Below are 17,395 nucleotides of genomic sequence, written 5' to 3' on the forward strand. Positions count from 1 at the left end.
CCGCCACGCACCGCCCCTGTCAAATTGGGTCGCCTCTGCGGGCGAACCACAACATTTTGTGTCCTGCGGCCTGTTCTCAAAAGCCACAGCCTGTTGCAGTTTTACATCAATTTGCGGCGGCGTGTCACGTGAATATCGAGATCCTTGATCTTCTTGCGCAAGGTATTGCGGTTGATCCCGAGCAGATCGGCACATTTTGCCTGATTTCCGCCCGTCGCATCCAGCGCGATCTCGATCAGCGGCGTCTCCACCTCGCGCAGGATTCGCCCATGAAGACCCGGCGGCGGCAACATATTGCCATGCAGGTCGAAATACCGCTTGAGATGCCGCTGTACCGACGCCGCCAGCTTTTCGCCATTGCCCTGCCCCAGCACCGGCTGCGCCGCAGGCTGGTTGCCAAGGATCGCCTCCACCTCCGAACGGCTGATCTCTTCGGCACGCGCGGTCAGGCCGATCCGGCGCACCGCATTCTCCAGCTGGCGCACATTGCCCGGCCAGCTATAGGCGCGCATCAGCTCCTCGGCGCCGGCCGACAATTGCCTCGGCGGATTGCCCTCTCGTTCGGACCGCGCCAGGAAATGCTCCGCCAGAAGCGGGATATCCTCGACCCTTTCGCGCAGCGACGGCACCTCGATCACCGCCCCCGACAGCCGGTAATACAAATCCTCTCGCAACAGCCCGCTGTCCATCCTCTCGGACAGCCGCGCCTGGCTGGTGGCCATGAAGCGCGGCACGTGATCGCCCGGCGCATCCATCATCCGCACCACGCGCCCCTGTGCCGCCGCATCCAGATCGGCCACCTCGTCCAGGATGATCGTGCCGCCCTTGGCGCGCGCCATGATCCGCGCCGGCCCCTCCAGATCAGTCAGATCCCCCGGCGACACCGTCACGAAAGGCAGCGTGCGCCGGTCCGAGAAATCATGGATCGCCCGCGCGATCAGCGATTTTCCGGTCCCCGACTCGCCCGTCACCAGCACCGGCAGATCGGTGTTCATGATCCGCGCCACCACCCGGTAAAGCGCCTGCATCGCCGCCGTGCGTCCGATCAACGGCAAGTCGTCCGGCCGGTCATCCTCGATTTTTCGTGCCGAGGCCGGCATCCTTGCCCGCGATTCCAGCGCGCGCGCCGTGCGCTTCATCAGATCCGGAAGGTCGAACGGCTTGGGCAGGTAATCATAGGCCTCTGCCTCTTCCGCCTGGATCGCCGTCATGATCGTGTTCTGCGCCGAAATCACGATCACCGGCAGGCCGGGCCGGTCCTGCGCGATCTTCGGCAGCATCTCGAGCCCGTTGCCATCCGGCATCATCACATCCGAGATCACCACATCGCCCTTGCCCTCGCCGACCCACCGCATCAGCGTGGTCAGCGACGAGGTCGCGTGCACCTTGCAGCCCGCGCGCGTCAGCGCCTGGGTCAGAACGGTTCGGATCGTGCGGTCGTCATCCGCAACCAGTACAGTGCCATCCATCAGACTTGCTCCTCAATCGTCTCTGGCAGGGTGTCCGGGGCGCGTTGCAAGGAAATGCGAAACACCGTGCGTCCGGGTGCCGAATTCACGGAAATCCATCCGTCGTGGTCGGAAATAATCTTCGCAGCCAGCGCAAGGCCAAGCCCGGTGCCGTTCTCGCGGCCCGATACGAAGGGGTCGAAAATATCACCGGCGATGTCGGGCGGCAGGCCGGGGCCGTCGTCGATCACCTCGATCTGCAACGGCAGGGATTTGCCGCCGCCGCCGCGCCGCACCCGCAGCGACTGTTCGTAATAGGTGTGTAGCCGGATCACGCCTCCGCCCGAACCCGCCGCCTCCGAGGCGTTCTTCAGCAGGTTCTGAATGACCTGCAGCAACTGATCCGGGTCCGCCATCGCCAACGGCAGCGAGGGGTCGTAATCCTCGATGACCGTCATATCGGCGGCAAAGCCAAGTATCGCCGAGCGCCGCGCCCGGTCCAGCACGTCATGCACATTGACCGCCCGCATCTTGGGCGACGTGACATTGCCGAACTGCTCGACCTGCTCCAGAAGGCCCACGATCCTGCGGCTTTCGCTCACGATGAGATCCGTCAGCTCCAGATCGTCCTTGCTCAGGCTCATCGACAAAAGCTGCGCCGCCCCGGTGATGCCCGCCAGCGGGTTCTTGATTTCATGGGCCAGCATTTCCGCCATGCCGATCGCCGACTTGGCCGCCGACTTCACCGATTGCCCCTGTGTGACCCGCCCGGCCAATTCACGCGGCGAGATCATCAGTAGCATGAAGCCGTCCTCACCGCTCAGCGGCGCGAATTGCAGGTTGCACTGAAGCGGCGCACGGTCGCCCGTGCCCACATCCACGTCATTCACGAAAAGCGGCGATGCATTCTCCCGCGCCCGCGCAAACGCTTCCTCCAGCGGCGCATCCACCATCAGCTTGTCCCAGACCGGCACGCCGTTGATCGCCTTGGTCGAGGTCATCAGGAACCCTTCTGCCGCAGGGTTGATCTGGGTGATCCGGTTCTCGGCATCCAGCAACAAGGCAGGCACCGGCAGCGAAATCCAAAGCGGGTCGTTCTGGCCATTCATGCCGCCACCCTCTCGCCATCGCGAAGCGCCTCGGGCAGCAATCGCAACACCTCGCCCGGATCGCGGCTGGTCAGAACCCGCTTGCGCAACGCGGGGCCCGTTCCCGCATCGTCCAGATACCAGCCCATATGCTTGCGGGCGACGCGATTGCCCAACTCCTCGCCATAAAATCTCAACATCTCGTCATAATGACCCGTCACGATATCCACCAAATCCCCGGCCTCCGGCGCCTTCGGCACAGGCTGGCCTGCCAACTCCGCCGCCACCTGCGACAAAAGCCACGGGCGCCCCTGCGCGCCGCGCCCGATCATCACCCCATCGCCCCCCGACAGGCGCAGCGCGTCACGCGCGCTGCCCGCATCGACGATATCGCCATTCGCGATCACCGGGATCTCCACCGCGTCCTTGACCGCCCGGATCGCCGCCCAATCGGCCCGGCCCTTGTAGAACTGGCACCGTGTGCGGCCATGAATCGTGATCATCGCGATTCCTGCGCCCTCGGCCCGCCGCGCAAGCTCAGGCGCGTTCATTAGCCGATCATCCCAACCCAGCCGGGTCTTGAGCGTGACCGGAATATCCACCGCCCCCACCACCGCCTCGATCAGGCTCAGCGCATGGTCGAGGTCTTTCATCAACGCCGATCCGCTCGCCCCGGTTCCGCTGGCGCTCGTGACCTTCTTGGCAGGGCACCCCATGTTGATGTCGATGATCCTTGCGCCATTCGCCGCGACCTTGCGCGCCGCCTCGGCCATCCAATGCGCTTCGCGTCCGGCAAGCTGCACGGCGGTGTTCTCGATGCCGAATCCCAGCTCTGCGCGTTCGCGCACCCCCGGCTTGGCCTGCACCATTTCCTGACTGGCGACCATTTCGCTCACCACAAGCCCCGCTCCGAAGCGCGACACCAGATTGCGGAACGGCAAATCGGTGATTCCCGCCAGAGGCGCGAGGAAAACAGGCTTTGAAAGCAATGTCCGACAGGGTGACGGTGTCACGTGATTAATCCTTGAGCACTTCGACCTATCTAGCCTCTCACCACGCATTGAACAATAATTCCACGGCCTGAAACGCATCTCTCAGGGCGCAATGATTAAAAATTAGGCACTTGAGCACAGCATTGCGCTTGTGCATCCCTGCGCGTAATCAATTCCCATGACAATCGCCGCCATCATCGTCGCCGCCGGTCGCGGCACCCGTGCGGGGGGGGACATGCCCAAACAGTGGCGCGCCCTCGCCGGACGCCGTGTGATCGACTGGACCGTGGCCGCGTTCGAGGCCACGCCCGAGATCAGCCGTATCGTCGTCGTGCTGCATCCCGAGGATGTCGATCTCTTCGCGCCGCGCGACCGCGTCGAGGTGACGACCGGTGCTGCCTCCCGCGCCGGATCGGTCCGCAACGGTCTCGAATATCTGGACGCCACCCCCGACAAAGGAGAGGTTGTGTACACAATGATCCATGATGTGGCCCGTTGTTGTACCAAACCCGCGTATGTTTCGTACGTTTCGTACGAGCTCCAAACCCCCGGCACCCGCGCCGTGGCCCCGGCCCTGCCGGTCACCGACGCGCTCTGGGAGGGTACCGATGGCCATGTCACCGGCACCCGGGACCGGTCCGGTCTTTACCGTGCGCAGACCCCACAAGCCTTTGTCTTCAAAGACATTCTTGCCGCGCACCGCGCCTTTTCCGGCGATGCCGCCGACGATGTCGAGGTCGCCCGCGCCCATGGCATCCCTGTCCGGATCATCGACGGGGACGAGTCCAACCTCAAGATCACCCATGCCCCGGATTTTATCCGTGCGGAAAAAATACTGCGAGATCAAATGGATATACGTATCGGTCAAGGTTATGACGTGCATCGTTTCGACCTCGGCGACCATGTCATGCTCTGTGGCGTCGCCATTCCCCACACAAAAACTCTGCAAGGTCATTCCGACGCCGATGTCGGCATGCACGCCCTGACCGACGCCATATATGGCGCCTTGGCCCAAGGCGACATAGGCCGCCACTTCCCCCCGTCGGACCCCCAATGGAAGGGGGCGGAAAGCCATATCTTCCTGCGGCACGCAGTCGAGTTGGTCCGTGAAAAAGGGTTTAAGATCAATAATATGGATGTCACTCTGATTTGCGAGCATCCCAAGATCACGCCCCATGCCGAGGCGATGATCGCGTGCCTGTCGTCCATTACGGGCGTCGCGCAGGATCGCATTTCGGTCAAGGCCACCACCTCCGAACGGCTTGGCTTCACCGGCCGCGAGGAAGGCATCGCCGCGCAAGCCGCCGTCACATTGGTGCCCGCATGACCCTGTCCCACCTCATCGCCACCTTTTTCGGCACAGGCCACCTCCGCCCCGCCCCCGGCACCTGGGGATCACTCGCCGCCATCCCGGCGGCTTGGGCGATCCACAGCCTTGCTGGGCCTTGGGTATTGATGCTGTCCACCGTCGCGATATTTGCATTAGGTTGGTGGGCTACACATTTGGAAACTAAAGGAAAAGAGGATCACGATCCATCAGAGGTCGTGGTCGATGAAGTGGCGGGGCAGTGGCTTGCCTTCTGGCCCGTGTCGATCGGGGCGGCCCATGTCGGGGCGGACCTGACCGCGCTCTGGCCCGGCTGGATCGCCGCTTTTGTGCTGTTTCGTCTGTTCGACATCTGGAAGCCCGGCCCTGTCGGATGGGCAGATCGACGCGGCGATGCGCTTGGGGTCATGCTGGACGACATTATTGCCGGGGTCCTTGCCGCCGTGGGTGTCGTGGCCTTGGCAGCACTTTCACATGGGGTTCTAATGCGTTGATTGCAAATACAGTTCTTGATCTCGCCAAGGCTCGGAACCTGAAGGTTGCAACCGCCGAATCCTGCACCGGCGGTATGGTGGCGGCGGCTTTGACCGATATCCCCGGCTCCTCTGCCGTGGTCGATCGCGGCTTTGTCACCTATTCGAACGAGGCCAAGATCGACATGCTCGGCGTGCGCCCCGCCACGCTTGCCACCTTTGGCGCCGTATCCGAAGAGGTGGCGCGCGAAATGGCCGAAGGCGCCATCGCACAGTCCCTTGCCGATATCGCCGTGGCCATCACCGGCATCGCCGGTCCAGGCGGGTCCGAGCACAAGCCTGAAGGCCGGGTTTGTTTCGGATTGTGCCTCAAGGGATTGAAAACACAGACAGAAACCGTTGAGTTCGGCGCCGTTGGCCGCGACCAGGTTCGCCTTCTGTCACGCGATCACGCGCTGGAGATGCTGGCCCGCGCCCTGGCGTGAACGGCCTTAGCCCGCCAATTCACGCGCAAGGCACGATGGCGCGTCCCGCCCCTCCACAAGCCGCGCGACACGTTCGGCGCGCGCAGACCCCATCAAGGCAGTGGCCTTCGCCATGATCTTCGCGCGGCGCGTCTCGAAGGTCATCGGCGCCAGAAGATCATGCGCGACCCGTTTCTCTGAGCCGTTATTCATCCGTAAAACAAGGTGCGTTCCGGTCTCCGACACGCTTTCGTCGCCCACCACCTGAACCCTGTCGCGTAGCGCGACAAGCTCGGGTGCCTGGGCGAACCCGTCCGAGAAAGTCTCCAGCCGTGACGTGTCATGACCGGCCATCGCCATGGCCAGCACCGCCCGATAGCTGAATTTGCAGCCCAGTCCGGTTTGCGGGTCAGGCTGGTTGCACACGCTCAACCAGCGGGGATGGGTATGCACCGTGATCGCCGCAATGTCCTGGCGCTCCGGGGCCACTTCGGCAAAGGCCTCAAGGGCGGCGAGCAGCCCATGACAGCAGGCATGGAACTTGTGGCTGACATCTTCGAAAATCCATTTACTACCAATGCCTTCCAATGCGTCGCTCATGTTATAGTCGGCATGTGACGCGCCGAAATCCTCGAGCGCATAGGGATTGGGCACCAGCCCGTTGGCAACCAGCAAGGCCGCCTCGACCCCGTTGCTGGCGGCGATCCCGGCATTGAAGGGCTTGCCCATCGTCCCGAACTGCGCCTTGAGCCCCGATGCCCGCGTCGCCACAAGCCCCAAGGTAGCAGCCATCTGGTCAGCATCGAACCCCAGCAACCTGCCCGCGGCAGCCGCCGCACCAAAGGCGCCCGCCGTTGCGGTCTGATGAAACCCGGTCTCGTAATGGCCGCGCCCGAGCCAAAGTCCGACACGCACCGACAGCTCGGCCCCGATCAATGCAGCGTCCTGCAAGGCAGCGCCATCGGCCCCGCAGCGTTCGGCAATCGCCAGGGCACTTGGCACGACCACAACCGAAGGATGCCCGATATGCGCGAAATGCGTATCGTCATAATCCAGCGCATGGCTGATTGTCCCGTTGACCAGCGCCGCCATGCGCGCCGGTGCCTGCCCGCCGCCCACAAGATGCGCCTGCGGCGCACCGCCCTCGTCCTGAGCAAGACGTCGGACCACATGGGACACCGGTTCATCGCGCCCGGCAATGGCGCATCCCATCCAGTCGATCAGCGACAAGGCCATGATCCTTTTGGCGCTGTCCGGGAGGTGCCGGGCATCGGTCAGAGCGAACTGGGCCAGGCGATCGGTCAGTGACATGGAATCCCTTTCAGTCAGCCATAAAGCTGCTGCGCGCGTCCTTCGAAAGCCTTCACGATCCGCTGCATCGCCTCGTAGAAAAAGAGACCGGCCGCTTTTTCCAGGATAATGTTCTTGAATTCGAAATCCACATCGAAATGAACCATGCATCCTTCCCCGTGGTCCTCGAATTGCCAGTTCGATCTCATATGGCGGAAGGGGCCATCGAGATATTCGGTTTCGATTCTCCGGCTCTCAGGCCACAGCACAACCCGGCTGCCGAAGCGTTCGCGAAATACCTTGAAACTGATGACGAGATCCGCCTCCATCACTTGCGATCCGTTGTCCTGCAGGGTGACCGAGCGCACGCGCGCTGCAGCTGTCCATGGCAGAAACTTGGGATAATCGCCTACATCCGCAACAAGATCGTACATTTGTTGCGCAGAATAGGGCAGCTGGCGTGTTTCGGCATGTGACGGCATTTAGTCGTGCCCCGTTTTTTCGTGACAGTGGCGCGCTTTTTCATAGACTGGCGTGAAAAGTTCAAGGGGGTTCCCATGCCGGAACACACCCACGAGATCGTTCCCTTGCTACCGCGTGAAACGATCGCGCTGAGAATAGCAAACCTCGCGCGCGAGATTGATGCCGATTTCGCGGGAACGGAACGTCTGGTCGTGATTGCTCTTCTCAGAGGCGCGTTCATCTTCGCGGCCGATCTGGCACGGGCGATCACGCTGGATCAGGAGATCGACTTCATGGAAGTCTCGTCCTATGGCAATGCCACCACATCGAGCGGCAAGATAGATATCCTCAAGCAGATCAGAACCGACATTTCCGGGCGCGACGTGCTTGTGGTCGATGACATCCTCGATACCGGTCACACGCTTGCACATGTTCTCGATCTCCTGCAGGCGCAAAGGCCGGCGAAACTCCGGAGTATCGTGCTTCTGGACAAGCCGTCGCGCCGCGAGGTCGACATAGCGGCGGATTGGACAGGCTTTGAAATCCCCGACGCTTTTGTTATCGGGTATGGTATCGACTATGCGCAGCATGGCCGCAATCTGCCTTTTGTCGGAATGGTTCAGTTCAAAGACACATGAATATTCGTTGGCTTTTGCGCATGGCCCATTGGGCGCATAATCCGCCAAGTGAACGGCGGGTGAGGTTCGTTCTCGGCATCGTGGCAGTCTGTCTGGCGGTATTTGCGCTGGAATATGTCTTCGGCTGGCCAGAGGCCTTGTCGCCCGATCCAAGAGGACGGTTATGGGCGCCCTGAGGATCAGCCGAATTGCAGTGCGACTGGCACGCGGTGTCCAGTGAAGCACCGCGGATTTCGCAGATGCCCATGACCCGGCGCATCATGGTGCTGGACGCGCTGCGCGCCATAGCCCTCATCGGCATGGTGGTTTTCCATTTCGTGTTCGACCTGGAACTATTCGGGCTCCTGCCACAAGGCACCGCGGGGAGTTGGGGATGGTCCAATTTCGCAAAGCTTGTCGCGGGCAGTTTCATTTGTCTTGCCGGCGTCAGCCTTGTGGTCGCGCATGCCGAGACCGTGCGCTGGAGGGCTTTTGCGAAACGTTTCGTCAAGCTGGTGCTTGCCGCGCTGGCGGTTTCGGTCGCCACCTATGCCATGATGCCGGGTCAGTTCGTCTATTTCGGCATCCTGCATGCCATTGCGACATTCAGCTTGATCGGACTTGTCTTTCTGCGCCTGCCTTTGTGGATGCTTGCCATCGGGCTTTTGGGTGTCCTCACGGCCCCCGGTCTTTTCCGGTCAGACCTCTTCAACGCACCCGCCCTGTGGTGGCTGGGCCTGTCGACGCAACCTGCCCCGTCGATGGATTTCGAGCCTTTTTTTCCGTGGTTTGCCGCGTTTTTGCTCGGCATGATCGTTGCGCGATGGATCGAGGCGCGAGGCGGCTTCACGCGTGCCAAACGATACACACCCGGCGATCAGAACATGCTCTGGCGGGCTTTGCTATGGGCGGGGCGCAATACTCTGGTTCTTTATCTTGTCCATCAGCCCATCCTGTTCACCCTTATATGGGCCGCGACATTCCTGATCTGAGCCGGGTAAGGCTCGAGCGATCAGAATGCCTTGAGCAAGCGTGTCGTTTCAGGATCGAGAAACCCTGCAATCGTCGCCTCGGTCTCAAGGTCGAGCGCTTGCCTCAGGGCTCCGGCCGTGGTCTGGTTGAGCACGCGTTTCATCGCCCGGACCGACAGGGTCGGCAGGCTGGCCAAATGCTCGGCGTGCTTATGCGCTTCGGTCAGCAAATCGGCATCCTCCACAACTTTCCACGCCACTCCGCAAGCCTGTAACTCAGCCGCCGAATAACGCTGCCCCAGAAACAGCATCTCGCGGGCCTTGAGAGGCCCGGTGATCGTGGGCAAAATGGCTGTGACAGCGCCCGTCACGAACAGGTTGAGAGAGACCTCGGGAAAAAACGCCTTGGCGCTTATCGCCCAGATCGGGAAATCACAGTTGATCGCCCATTCAAAGCCACCGCCGACTGCCCAGCCATTGATCGCGCCGACGACGGGTTTCTGGCCGAATATGATCGAAACTGTCGCGCGCTGGATCGCCGTGACCAGATCGCGGGCGCAGGCCTCGCTCTCGGGGTGCTGGTGCTCGTTGCGGTCATCCCCCGCGCAAAAGGCCCGTCCCTGCCCCGTGAAGATGATCGCGCGCGTCTCGGGATCGCGGTTGGCGTCGTCAAACGCCAGCGCCACATCGTCGATCAGGCGCCGGTTCATCGCGTTCAGACAGTCAGGTCGGTTGAGCGCAATGGTCCGCACGCCGTCGCCTGTTATGCTCGACAGGACCGTATCGTAGGTGAAATCGGTCATGAATAGCTCCTGATGACACGTTTGGTCTTGCCCTCTGTAACTGGCAATGTGCCGGGTTGCAGGATCGTCGCCCGGATCGTCGCGCCAAGTTTGGCCTTGAAGGCCTGTTCCAGCCGGTGCGCCAGCGTGCCGTTATCAATCTGGTTTCTGGCAAGTTCGGCTTGCACCGGCAGCACATGATGCGGCGGCGGGGTGTCCAGAACGATCCTGTAGTCGCCTGAAAGCTCGGCGAACTCCGACACGACGGCGGCGACCATCGTGGGGAACATGTTCAACCCGCGCACCACGATCATGTCATCGGACCGCCCCACAACGCGAAACCGCATGCCCGTGCATCCGCAGCGGCACGGCTCGGTTGCGTCGATCGTGATGATGTCCCCGGTGCGAAAACGCACCAGCGGCTGACAGTCGCGTGCCAGATGCGTCAACACCAGCTCGCCCGTGGCACCAGATGCGATCTGGATGGGGTCGGTGGTTTCGGGGTCGATCAATTCGGCATGCAAGACGTCATGCGCCACGAAATGCAGCGCGGTGTCATGCGCGCATTGTGCTGCGAAATTGCAGAACACGTCCGATACACCGTAATTCGAATTGCGTGGCTCCATACCCCAGGTGTCTCGAAACCTTTGGCGATAGCTGGGATCGTCCAGCCCCGACTCTCCCCCGAAAAGCCCCAGTTTCAACCCAAGATCGGCAGGAGAGAGGTTTGGAAATTTCTCTGCGATCACCCGCTCCAGCACAGAAGGATAGGACGGTGTGCAGGAAATCGCGTTGATTCCAACCTCCTGTATGGTGCGCACCAAAAGCTCCGTCGCGCCCACGCCGAAAGGAACGACCGTGGCGCCGGTCCGCTCAAGCGTCATGTGATCGGTCAGCCCGCCCATCCACATCTGGTAATTCAGGCAATGCACCACCGTGATGCCCGGACCAAGACCGGCAAGCGCCTGCGCGCGGGCGCCGACGATTTCGGTGATCTCGCAATCGCGGGCGCTCATCGCAAGGTTCATCGCTTGCCCGGTGGTGCCGGATGTGCGGTGCATGCGCGAGACCTGTTCGCAGGGGGCAGCCAGATAATCTCCGTAAGGAGGATGCGCGGGTTGCGACAGCCGAAGCCCTGCCTTGTCCGACAAGGGCAACTCGGGCAGGTCTTCCAGAGCCGCAGGGGGCACCTTGCCGTCCCAAAGCCGTTGGTAGAAAGCGGAATGGGCCGCCACATGGGCGCTTTGCCGCGCCCAGGCCTCACGTCTGTGGGACGCAAGAACACGCAGAGCGATGCAGTGACCATCGTGAACCAGGCTCATTGCGCCATCCCTCGTTTCCAAAGATCCGTCAGCATATCGACCACTTCGGAGCGGTCCTGCGACAGGTCCCGCACCCATGGATCATTGGTCACGAAAAGCGCTGTCAGATATTGATCGACCATGCCGCCAAGCGCATAAGCCCGGCGCATGAGATCAGGTCTCGAGCGTAGCGCCCCCTTGTCGGAGCGCATCGCATTGCCGACCACAGCTTCGATCCAGTCATGGTTGAGCCGCTGGAACGCAGCGCGCGCCTCTGGGAACGCGTCTCCTGCTGCCACGAGGCTTTTCATCAGGGCCGGGTGCGCCTCGAAGACCAGCATATAGGCGTCTGTCGTGTTTCGCGTCGTATCCCCGACACATCGCGCCGCCGCACGCATCTGAAGCTGCACATAATCGACAAATGCCCCCAGAACCGCGCCCACCAGATCGTTCCTGTCCTTGAAATAGAGATAAAAGGTGCCGTGCGCCACGCCCGCCACCTTGCAGATCGCAGAGACCGTCAACCGCTCCAGCGGATTGTGCGAAAGAAACCTGCTGCCGGCGATCAGCAGATCGATCCGCGTTCTGTCCCCCTTGCGCAGCGCGTCGCGGCCTTGGGCCAGCCATTCGCAAAACCCGTCTGCCGGCTTGCCATTCTGGGTGGTGATTTTCTGGTTCGGACTCATGAGATGCCTCTTGAATACCGAAACTGATATCATCATCAGTTTTTGATTGCGTCAAGGCGTCAGGGAAACCCGGGACTCGGGTCTTCGGACCAGGTCACGGGTGCCCGCATCACCTGCGCCTTGCGACTGCGAAACAGCACGGTTCCCCCTGCCCGCCTTCACCTTCGTCCCCTATGCACCGGCCCCGTCGCCACAGGGTCGATCCGGGATTGGCACGAAATCTGCATCGGTCCGCACAACCCAACCTTGCAGAAGGCAAAGTGTCATGGAAGCGCCAATTCCTCTAGCGGCATCGAACGATACGCCCCCGGTGGTCGTGCCGCCCCTGCCCCTCGCGGCCCTGATGGCGTTCGGGGGTTGAGCCATGCGGTACACCATGGCGATCAACACGACCGAAAAGACCTATGTCAATCCCGACGAGGTCATTCCTGCCAGCGCCTTTGGCGCCGAGTTTCTTGGATGGGAACCGTTCTCGAATTTTGTGGCGCGCAATCAGGAACTGAACCTGCCGCATATTCGCTGGCCCGGTGGGATTCCGGTTGAAGAAGGTATCAATGTCGATGGAAGCGCGGATGGGTCCAGAGAGCATGTCTTCGATCTGAAGTTCGACAATCTGGTTGAATGGGATCGAAACAATGGCGACCCGCGCGAAGGCATCAAGGAGATGTTCGCCTATGCCAACGAGACCAGCGCCACCTTTGCGATGGTGACCCCCACGGCGCGCTACGTGGAAAAAATGTTCAAGCAAGGCGACGAGGCCGGCCTTGCCGAGGCCCGCGCCGACGCGCGCATCTTCGCGGAAAAGCTGGTCGCCGGAGAATACGGCGCAGTGCCTGCGGGGTTCACCATCGAAGTTGGCAGCGAATATTATGCCACCGGCATCTGGAAAGAGATGACATCAGACGAAAGCGGGCGGCCTTATCAGAAGGATCCCGGCCCGCTTGCCGAAAAGTTCGGCAAGGTCTTTGCCGCAGTCGTCGATGAAATGGGCGAAGTTTTCGCCGACCCCACCCTCAACGTCAATGGAACCGAGGTCAAGCTGGCCGTTCAACTGGCGCGCCATCAGGCCGATCCCAGCCAAAATGGCGGCGATTTTTCGGATAACATAGATTTCATCGAGGCGTTCATCGACACCGGCGCCATCGACAAGGTCGATACGCTTCTGTTCCACAAGTACACGCCAACCTTCGATAATATCAGCCGCGGCATGGATGAAGATGCAAACGGCTATCGTCTGGATGATGCCTTTGCCCTTTGGGAACAGGCCAGCGGCGGCAAGGAGTTCGAGTTTCTGGGAGGGTATCTTTCTCCCTCGGCCGGTTCCGAAGAGCGGCTTGAATACGGTGCGCCGGGTCTGACCAACCTCTTGCAGGTGAATGCCCAGTTTCTGGCCGCGGGCATGGATGTCGGGACGGTCTATGCCATCGGTCACAGCAATGGCGGCTCTCTTGGTTGGCGAGAGGAGCTGCTTGTGGGAGGCAAATTGTTCGACCTGATGGGCGAAAGCATCCCCGGCAAATTTCTCTATGACGGGTTTCAGGACAATATCTCGAACGTGGCCGATCTTGGGAGGTCCTATATCGGCGGCAACCATGTAAACAGCTATGTGTATGGCAATGACACCGAGGTGACCGTCTTTCTTGCGGCCAGCGACTTTACCGGAGAGCAGCTGGATTACCGTCTCAAGTTCGACGAAAGTTTCCTTAACGCCGAGATCACGCATCTCTGGGCCACCGGGGAGCAACTGTTTCATCCAGGCGATGGCGAGCTGATCGGAAGTTTTGGCGACTCGCTCAGTTACACGATCGACCTGATGGCATCCGATAGCCCCTCGAGCCTCGATGTCACGTTCGAGCATGATTACGAGGTTGTGCGCATTGTGCTCGAGAAATCCGAGCCAGTGACGTTTGAAACGCTCGTTTTGGATGCGCCTGTCGAGCTGGCGCCTGTCGAGATGCTTCTGGCCTCGGCTGCGGCTGCGGTTTCGACCCCGGCCTCGGCCTCGGACGCGCCAGGGGATGACTTATTGCTCGGGACCGATGCGGCCGACCGGATCAATGGCAAGCTCGGCAATGACACGGTCTGGGGCGTCGCCGGAGACGACACGGTGAAAGGTGGCTGGGGCGACGACATTGTCGATGGTGGCGCTGGCGATGACAAGGTCACCGGGGACTGGGGCAATGACCAGCTGTTCGGCGGGGATGGCAATGACGTTATTTTCGGCGGCACAGGCGACAATGTCCTGTTTGGCGGCGCAGGTAACGACCGTCTTGTCGCCACGGGGCGGCTCGACATTCTGGACGGCGGTGCCGGCAATGACACGCTCATTGCCGGGGCCGAGACCACGATCCTCAAATTCACCACAGGTCAGACCATCGGCGCTCGACAGGAAGTCGATACTGTCCATGACTTCGTTTTGGGTCAGGATGTCATCGAAATAGACGGATTGAATTTCTCGGATCGCGACGATGGGTTCTCGAGTGCAGACTTCTTGCGTGAGCATGCGAGCATTCGCGGAAACAATCTAGAGATCGCTCTAAGCGAGGGCCATACCGTTGTGCTGAAGAATCTGGTCTCGCAGCTTCCCAGCACGTCGGACAGTGTCGATTTTCAGCAGATTTTCGGGGGCTCGAACGCCGCCAGCACGGCAAGTATCGAAGAGGTGCCCCAGGCACCGCATGGCTGGATCCATGCCGGTGAAGGCAATGACGTCATGACCGGCAGCGCGACTTTCGATCAGCTCAATGGCGAGCTTGGTGATGACACGATTTCAGGCGGAGCCGGAAACGACACAGTCAAAGGCGGCTGGGGCAACGACCGAGTCGATGGCGGGTCCGGCGATGACCGTGTGACGGGCGATTGGGGCGATGACATCCTGTTTGGCGGCAGCGGAGATGATACGATCTTCGGCGGTGACGGGTCCGACAGCCTGTTCGGAGGTAACGGCAATGACCGGCTTGTCGCATCGGGACAAAAGGATTTCCTTGCAGACGGCGCAGGCAACGACACGCTGGAAGCCGGGGCCGAGACCACGATCCTGTCGTTTACCAAAAATGATGCGCCATTCGGCCCTGTCGAGACCGATATCGTGCATGGCTTCACTTTGGGACAGGATTTTCTCGAGATCGACGGACTGGATTTCGACGATGAGAATGGCCCGCAGTCTCGGGAAGAGTTCATGCTCGACAATGTCAGCATTCGCGGCAAAAACCTCGAGATCAGGCTGAGCGAAGATCATACGGTGATCTTGAAAAACGTCACTGCGCAAATCCCGGGCGATCCGTCAGTGGCTGATTTTCAGCAGATCTTCGGATTTGGCGCGTCATCCTCCCCCGAAGATGAGCCGGACTCGCTTAGCAGCTTGCTGATTCAAGAGCCAGCCGAGACCGGCGCTGCGTCACTAGAGCTGTTCTTCATGGAGATGACTGGGGGACAGCTGGAAACCGCAGCACAGGAGCAGATGGACAAGGAAGCCGAAGGCACGACCGCAAACGATCCCTGGGCCTTCCTTTTCGCGTAAACGTCTGCATCGGTTGATTTACCAAGACATGACGGGCCTGATCCAGCGACATGGGATCGGGCCGCGCATCACAGCACACGTCAACACGTCGGGATTTGTGGGAAAAGCAGTGGCGCACCCAGTAGGATTCGAACCTACGACCTTCGCCTTCGGAGGGCGACACTCTATCCAGCTGAGCTATGGGTGCCTACTGCTTGCGCAGTGTTTACGCGATCTGTCTGCGAGTTTAAAGCATAGAACAACAGCCTCGCAAACCATTGTTCTACCGTGTTGGACCAAAGCCCCGTGCACGTCATGCCCTTTTGCCACGCCCGCCTGAACAGCAAATGTCCAGCCGATCCATCCGCACAAGCGCACGACCCGGCGTATAGGTCAAAGCACATCGCCCTGCAATCCAAAATCCCGCCCTTGGAAGATCGGCTTGCACAATCCGCCTCATCCGGTCCTTATGCCTGTGAAACGAGATAAGGCCTCACCATGACCAAAGCCCCCCTGACGCTGTTGATCTTCCTGCAGGGGGCCGTCTCGGCCGCCAGCCTCGTCGTCGAGATCGTGGCGGGCCGGATGTTGGCGCCTTATGTGGGCATGTCCTTGTACACATGGACCGCCGTGATCGCCGTGGTTCTGGCCGGGTTTTCCGCAGGCCACTGGTGGGGCGGGCGGATCGCGGAACGCCCCGCCGATCAAGCCCTGCGCCAGACCGGTTGGGCGCTGATGGCTGCGGCTTTGACCACTGCCGTTGCGGGCCTTTTGCTGCGCGGCAGCGCCGGTCCCTTGCTTGCGGTGTTCACCCATCCTGTATGGGCCATCACCGTTCTTTGCACCGTGGCGTTCTTCCCCCCCTCGTTCTTCGCCGGCGTCCCCGCGCCGGTCTTTGCGCAAATCGCCGTCACCTCATCGGATCGCGCCGGTCGCGCGCTTGGCGCGATGTTCGCCTCAGGGGCGATCGGGGCAATTGCCGGAACCTTGCTGGCTGGTTTTCTGTTCATCTCGTGGCTTGGCAGCGCCCTTACGCTGACGATCGTGGCTATCTGCTATGTCATCGCGGCGCTCATGTGCTTTGGGCTGGCCGGGTATGTCCAACGCGGGTTGACGGTTGGCGCCGCGGCTATCGCGCTTGTGCTGGCGGGCTTCGGTGCGACACTGTCCAGCCCATGTGACCGCGAAAGCCGCTATTTCTGCATCCGGACCGAGGATATCGCCGCGAACGCCGACAACCCGGTCAACCTGATGGTGCTGGATCATCTGGCTCATGGCATCAGTGCCCGGGATCTGCCGCGCGTGATGTTCGGGGATTATTCCGCCATGCTGGACGGCATCGCCCGGATGCGGATGGGCGACAGGCAGTTCTCGGCCTTCTTTGTGGGCGGAGGGACATTTTCGATCCCAAGAGCCTGGGCGGATCGTGGCATTGGCCCGCTCACGGTGGCCGAGATCGATCCCGCAGTCACACAGATCGCCGCCCGTGATTTCTGGTTCGCCCCCCAATCAGCCACGGTCCTGCACGAGGATGCGCGCCGCGCCCTTCTGATCCGGCCCGAGGCCCGATATGATGTGATCATTGGCGATGCCTTCACCGATATCGCCGTGCCGCCGCATCTCGTGACGCAGGAGTTTTTCGAGCTGGTGCGCGACAGACTTTCCCCCGACGGGCTATTCCTGATGAATGTCATCGATTTCGAGCATCGGATGGACACGCTGGCCGCCCTTTACGCCACCATGGACAGCGTATTTCCGCATGTGGAAGTCTGGACCGAGCAACGCCGCCCTGAGCCGGAAGAACGCATGGTCTTTGTGCTGGCGGCGTCGGCTGGTCCAGGGATGTTCGACAGCCTCGAGTTGCCCTCGCCCGAACCCACGCGCTACGGCGTGCTCGCCGACGGCTTCATCCAGTCGCTTGTCGCCGCAAAGTCCCCGGTGATCCTGACGGATGATTATGCGCCGATCGACCGGCTTCTCGGACCGGGCTGAGCG

The 17,395-nt window shown here is 61.2% G+C and carries 16 protein-coding genes and 1 tRNA gene; 8 read left to right on the forward strand and 9 right to left on the reverse strand.

Going from position 1 to position 17,395, the window contains the following annotated elements; genetic code table 11:
• Positions 1–101: 101 nt before the first annotated feature.
• The 3 genes from RAZWK3B_RS11895 to dusB are packed head-to-tail and all read right to left on the reverse strand — an operon-like array spanning position 102 to position 3,549.
• Positions 102–1,469, reverse strand: coding sequence for a response regulator (locus RAZWK3B_RS11895; protein ID WP_007815413.1), 1,368 nt, complete (start codon positions 1,467–1,469; stop codon positions 102–104).
• Positions 1,469–2,557 carry a two-component system sensor histidine kinase NtrB gene (locus RAZWK3B_RS11900; protein ID WP_007815416.1) on the reverse strand — a complete coding sequence of 363 codons (1,089 nt, stop codon included), beginning with the start codon at positions 2,555–2,557 and terminating at the stop codon, positions 1,469–1,471. The genes RAZWK3B_RS11895 and RAZWK3B_RS11900 overlap by 1 nt, the downstream gene beginning before the upstream one ends.
• Positions 2,554–3,549 (reverse strand): tRNA dihydrouridine synthase DusB, encoded by a 996-nt coding sequence (dusB, locus tag RAZWK3B_RS11905; protein WP_232279522.1) that lies wholly within the window; start codon positions 3,547–3,549, stop codon positions 2,554–2,556. Before dusB ends, RAZWK3B_RS11900 begins: the two co-directional genes overlap by 4 nt.
• Before the next feature lie 157 nt (positions 3,550–3,706).
• Between dusB and RAZWK3B_RS11910 the strand changes: the two genes are divergently transcribed.
• Genes RAZWK3B_RS11910 through RAZWK3B_RS11920 form a run of 3 tightly spaced genes read left to right on the forward strand, consistent with a single transcriptional unit; the run spans position 3,707 to position 5,813 of the window.
• On the forward strand, positions 3,707–4,855 hold the full coding sequence (locus RAZWK3B_RS11910; RefSeq protein WP_007815420.1) for a bifunctional 2-C-methyl-D-erythritol 4-phosphate cytidylyltransferase/2-C-methyl-D-erythritol 2,4-cyclodiphosphate synthase: 1,149 nt from the start codon (positions 3,707–3,709) through the stop codon (positions 4,853–4,855).
• A complete protein-coding gene (locus RAZWK3B_RS11915; RefSeq protein ID WP_037295710.1) occupies positions 4,852–5,349 on the forward strand; it encodes a phosphatidylglycerophosphatase A family protein in 498 nt (165 codons plus the stop codon). The genes RAZWK3B_RS11910 and RAZWK3B_RS11915 overlap by 4 nt, the downstream gene beginning before the upstream one ends.
• Positions 5,346–5,813: a CinA family protein gene (locus RAZWK3B_RS11920; RefSeq protein ID WP_007815423.1), complete on the forward strand. Its 468-nt coding sequence runs from the start codon at positions 5,346–5,348 to the stop codon at positions 5,811–5,813. The genes RAZWK3B_RS11915 and RAZWK3B_RS11920 overlap by 4 nt, the downstream gene beginning before the upstream one ends.
• 6 nt (positions 5,814–5,819) lie before the next feature.
• Here RAZWK3B_RS11920 and RAZWK3B_RS11925 read toward each other — a convergent pair whose 3' ends face one another.
• Together RAZWK3B_RS11925 and RAZWK3B_RS11930 are read right to left on the reverse strand one after the other, a co-directional pair.
• Positions 5,820–7,103, reverse strand: coding sequence for an MmgE/PrpD family protein (locus tag RAZWK3B_RS11925; RefSeq protein ID WP_007815425.1), 1,284 nt, complete (start codon positions 7,101–7,103; stop codon positions 5,820–5,822).
• A gap of 14 nt (positions 7,104–7,117) precedes the next feature.
• Positions 7,118–7,564, reverse strand: coding sequence for a type II toxin-antitoxin system RatA family toxin (locus tag RAZWK3B_RS11930; RefSeq protein ID WP_007815428.1), 447 nt, complete (start codon positions 7,562–7,564; stop codon positions 7,118–7,120).
• Between the two features lie 75 nt (positions 7,565–7,639).
• On the opposite strand from RAZWK3B_RS11930, the gene hpt reads away from it, so the two are divergent.
• The 3 genes from hpt to RAZWK3B_RS11940 all read left to right on the forward strand — a co-directional run bounded on the left by hpt (position 7,640) and on the right by RAZWK3B_RS11940 (position 9,153).
• Complete coding sequence (gene hpt / locus RAZWK3B_RS11935) at positions 7,640–8,182, forward strand: hypoxanthine phosphoribosyltransferase (protein ID WP_007815430.1); 543 nt, start codon at positions 7,640–7,642, stop codon at positions 8,180–8,182.
• Entirely contained in the window at positions 8,179–8,358 is a 180-nt protein-coding gene (locus tag RAZWK3B_RS20640) for a hypothetical protein (RefSeq protein WP_083799121.1), read from the forward strand. The genes hpt and RAZWK3B_RS20640 overlap by 4 nt, the downstream gene beginning before the upstream one ends.
• A 69-nt stretch (positions 8,359–8,427) precedes the next feature.
• Positions 8,428–9,153, forward strand: coding sequence for a heparan-alpha-glucosaminide N-acetyltransferase (locus tag RAZWK3B_RS11940; protein ID WP_007815432.1), 726 nt, complete (start codon positions 8,428–8,430; stop codon positions 9,151–9,153).
• 20 nt (positions 9,154–9,173) lie between these two features.
• Here the strand turns inward: RAZWK3B_RS11940 and RAZWK3B_RS11945 are convergent, their stop codons facing one another.
• From RAZWK3B_RS11945 to RAZWK3B_RS11955, 3 genes are read right to left on the reverse strand one after another with little or no spacing between them, the layout of a single operon-like run.
• Positions 9,174–9,935: an enoyl-CoA hydratase/isomerase family protein gene (locus RAZWK3B_RS11945; protein ID WP_007815434.1), complete on the reverse strand. Its 762-nt coding sequence runs from the start codon at positions 9,933–9,935 to the stop codon at positions 9,174–9,176.
• Positions 9,932–11,236: a phenylacetate--CoA ligase family protein gene (locus RAZWK3B_RS11950; RefSeq protein ID WP_007815436.1), complete on the reverse strand. Its 1,305-nt coding sequence runs from the start codon at positions 11,234–11,236 to the stop codon at positions 9,932–9,934. Before RAZWK3B_RS11950 ends, RAZWK3B_RS11945 begins: the two co-directional genes overlap by 4 nt.
• The gene (locus RAZWK3B_RS11955) at positions 11,233–11,901 is read right to left on the reverse strand and encodes a TetR/AcrR family transcriptional regulator (RefSeq protein ID WP_007815438.1); all 669 of its coding nucleotides are present in this window, start codon (positions 11,899–11,901) and stop codon (positions 11,233–11,235) included. Before RAZWK3B_RS11955 ends, RAZWK3B_RS11950 begins: the two co-directional genes overlap by 4 nt.
• Before the next feature lie 364 nt (positions 11,902–12,265).
• Between RAZWK3B_RS11955 and RAZWK3B_RS11960 the strand changes: the two genes are divergently transcribed.
• Entirely contained in the window at positions 12,266–15,421 is a 3,156-nt protein-coding gene (locus tag RAZWK3B_RS11960; RefSeq protein ID WP_007815439.1) for a calcium-binding protein, read from the forward strand.
• A gap of 110 nt (positions 15,422–15,531) precedes the next feature.
• Here the strand turns inward: RAZWK3B_RS11960 and RAZWK3B_RS11965 are convergent.
• Positions 15,532–15,608, reverse strand: a tRNA-Arg gene (locus tag RAZWK3B_RS11965).
• A gap of 290 nt (positions 15,609–15,898) precedes the next feature.
• On the opposite strand from RAZWK3B_RS11965, the gene RAZWK3B_RS11970 reads away from it, so the two are divergent.
• Positions 15,899–17,392, forward strand: coding sequence for a fused MFS/spermidine synthase (locus RAZWK3B_RS11970; RefSeq protein ID WP_007815442.1), 1,494 nt, complete (start codon positions 15,899–15,901; stop codon positions 17,390–17,392).
• Positions 17,393–17,395: the final 3 nt, after the last annotated feature.

The organism is Roseobacter sp. AzwK-3b, from assembly GCF_000170875.1.
Lineage (GTDB): Bacteria > Pseudomonadota > Alphaproteobacteria > Rhodobacterales > Rhodobacteraceae > Roseovarius > Roseovarius litoreus.